This is a genomic window from Rhodovulum viride (genome assembly GCF_003265965.1).
In the GTDB taxonomy this organism is placed as follows: domain Bacteria; phylum Pseudomonadota; class Alphaproteobacteria; order Rhodobacterales; family Rhodobacteraceae; genus Rhodovulum; species Rhodovulum kholense.
In genome coordinates this window covers 1-2,455 of record NZ_MUAV01000066.1, presented here as the reverse complement: position 1 = coordinate 2,455, position 2,455 = coordinate 1, and the positions used below count along the sequence as shown (strand labels likewise).

At 70.9% G+C, this 2,455-nt stretch carries 3 protein-coding genes; all 3 read right to left on the bottom strand.

Annotated features, from left to right (window positions below):
- Positions 1-165: 165 nt before the first annotated feature.
- The 3 genes from BYZ73_RS20785 to BYZ73_RS20775 all read right to left on the bottom strand — a co-directional run bounded on the left by BYZ73_RS20785 (position 166) and on the right by BYZ73_RS20775 (position 2,269).
- Complete coding sequence (locus BYZ73_RS20785; protein WP_112317522.1) at positions 166-825, bottom strand: LIM domain-containing protein; 660 nt, start codon at positions 823-825, stop codon at positions 166-168.
- Positions 822-1,394 (bottom strand): hypothetical protein, encoded by a 573-nt coding sequence (locus BYZ73_RS20780; protein ID WP_112317521.1) that lies wholly within the window; start codon positions 1,392-1,394, stop codon positions 822-824. The genes BYZ73_RS20785 and BYZ73_RS20780 overlap by 4 nt, the downstream gene beginning before the upstream one ends.
- 257 nt (positions 1,395-1,651) lie before the next feature.
- Positions 1,652-2,269, bottom strand: a complete 618-nt coding sequence (locus BYZ73_RS20775; RefSeq protein ID WP_112317520.1) for a hypothetical protein — start codon at positions 2,267-2,269, stop codon at positions 1,652-1,654.
- Positions 2,270-2,455: the final 186 nt, after the last annotated feature.

The window sequence follows — 2,455 nt, the reverse complement described above, 5'->3', positions numbered from 1 at the left end:
CATATTCCATGCCATAGGACCGCCAGCCGGTGCCGCCGACCGCCTCGATCTCGTCGTGGTCGAGCCGGGCGCATTCGGTGCCGAAGGCCCATTCGAGGGCCGCGCGCACCGGCATCGCACGCCGGGTCCGGGAGGCGGGCGGCACCCTGACCCGGGCCGCCGCCGTCATGCCGCGACCCCGGCCTTGCGCAGCGCCCGCGGGCCCACCGCCACCCGGATCCGGTCGAGATCGACCTTCAGGACCGACAGCTCGGCCAGCTTCTTCTCGGCCGCCGCCCGCTGCCGCGCCGCCTCGTCGGCCACCGACCGCATGTCGCGTTCCAGTGCCTCCATCCGGCCGAGCGCCGCCGCGATGTCCTCGTTGCCGCCATCGGGCCCGAAGAACGCATCCCGGATCTCGGCCACCCAGCCCGGCATCACCCCCAGCACCTCGGCCACCGTCGCGTCGGTGTCGCCCTGCCGGTAGCGTTCCGCCGCGGTGTCATAGACCTCTTCCAGCAGATCCATGATCTCGCGCTTCTGCGCCCGGGTCGGGTGCCGCAACGCCTCGTCGGGTTTCGGGTCCGGCGCCGGGGCCGGTTTCGTCGTCGTCTTCGTCATGCCTGTCGCCTTTCGTTTCGCCTCGCAGCCCGGGCAGTGCAGCTTGCCTTTCACCTCGGCCCAGCCCCGCCCGATCATCTTCCGCCTCGTCTGCCCCTCGTCCGGCGCCCAGGCCTGACCCGGCCGCCGCAGGTAATTGCAGGTCACCACCTCCTCGCGCCCGCAGCCATCACAGATCACGCGCGCGCGGTTCACGCCCTTGCCGTGGATCGCCCGGACGCTCATGCCGCTGCCCCCGCGAGATCGGCGATGCGGCGGCAGCGGGCCAGCTGGGCCTCGCGGTCGCGCAGCCACGCGGCCTCGGCCGGATCGAGGAAGGCCGGATCCGCGCCCGCCAGATGCGCGTGGCGGCGCAGCGCCTCGCCCGCGGCCTGGCGGATCTGACCCAGCGCATAGCCGCCCGGCCAGCGCCGGGTGCGGCGCAGATCGTCCAGCAGCTCCGGCGCCCAGCCCTCGGCCAGCGCCTGCCGCCCGACCGCATGGGCAAAGACCGCCCGGATCAGCGGCGAGGCATCGTCGGCGGGCGGCTGGATCTGCGCCGCCGCCTTCAGGATCGCATTGGCAATGGGGAAGCGGTCGCGGTCCTTGCCGCCGGGCGCGGCCGCCGCCATCTCTTCCAGCGCGGCGAGGTTCGGCGGGGTCATGTAGGCCAGCCGCTTGGCCAGATCCGCCAGCATCTCGTCGAACTGCGCCTTGGTCATCGCGCCCGGCTTCACCAGCCCGCGCCGCAGCAGCGGCCCGATCAGCAGATCCCGCACCCGCTTTTCGCCCTCGGCCTGTTCCTTCGCGTCCATCTCCGCTTCCCTCTTCTCAGCCTCGCCCCGCCTTGCCCGTCCGCGCCCCCGTCCGGGGCGGCGCGACCGGTTTTCTCTTCTCGTTTCTTCTCGTTTCCTCTCCTTTCAGCGGTGACGGAAACGGCGCAAAAAAAGGGGATCGCCCGGCGGAAACACGGAAAATTCCGTGACTTTTCCGTCCGGTTCCGTGATTTTCCGTGATCGTTCCGGAATATTCTGTGACGGTAACGGAATGTCACAGATCGAACCTGACCGGATCATCGGGCCATCTCCGCGGTGAACTCGTCCAGCGCCTGGCGGATGAAGCCTTCGCGGCGCTGGGTTTCGGGGTAGCGTTCGGCCAGCCAGTCGTCGAAACGGTCGAGGAATTGCGGCCCGCGCAGAAGCTGCCCGGCCCCGATCCGTTTCTCGATCATCTCGCGCAGATCCTTCAGCCGCTTGTTGCGGCGGCGCTGTTCGGCCTCGGCCCGGTTGCGGCGGCTGCTGGCCAGCGCCTCGACCGCGACCTCGGTCACCACCGGATGCGCCAGCCGGATCTCGCCATTGTCGCAGCGCACCCGCGACCAGCCATGCAGCGGCGTCATCTCGCGCTCGCAAAGCTGGTGCCAGCGGTCGACCGTGATCCCCAGCGCCTTGGCCAGGAGCCGCTCGTCGGTCGGCAGCGTGCCCACCGGGGTCTCGTCATGCGCCTCGCAGATCAGCAGGAAGCCGTACCAGCCGACCTCGGGCTCGGCCAGCTGGCGGAACTCGCTCTTGCGCCAGCGCTTGAGGTTCCACTGCACGAAGAAATGGGAATCGAGCCGGTCCTCGCTGGAAATCGGGTAGTCCGGCAGCCCGCCGGTCTCGACCGGGGCCAGATGGCGACGCGCGGCCATCACGCGGGCGCCCCGTCCGGGCGCAGGGGATCTGGGCTATCCATCGGGAAACTCCTTCATCTGGTCCGGGCAGGCGGGCCCGGTCGGTGACGATGTGCGGGGGCTGGCCTGCCGGGCGCTGAGCGCCATCGCCGCGGCCAGAATGCGTTCCCGGGCGGCGCGGCCGCCCCGGGTCAGGGCATGGGA

Excerpts from the sequence above, each read along its gene's own strand:
- BYZ73_RS20785 (WP_112317522.1), bottom strand. The coding sequence starts at position 825 with ATGAGCGTCCGGGCGATCCACGGCAAGGGCGTGAACCGCGCGCGCGTG.
- BYZ73_RS20780 (WP_112317521.1), bottom strand. The coding sequence starts at position 1,394 with ATGGACGCGAAGGAACAGGCCGAGGGCGAAAAGCGGGTGCGGGATCTG.
- BYZ73_RS20775 (WP_112317520.1), bottom strand. The coding sequence starts at position 2,269 with ATGGCCGCGCGTCGCCATCTGGCCCCGGTCGAGACCGGCGGGCTGCCG.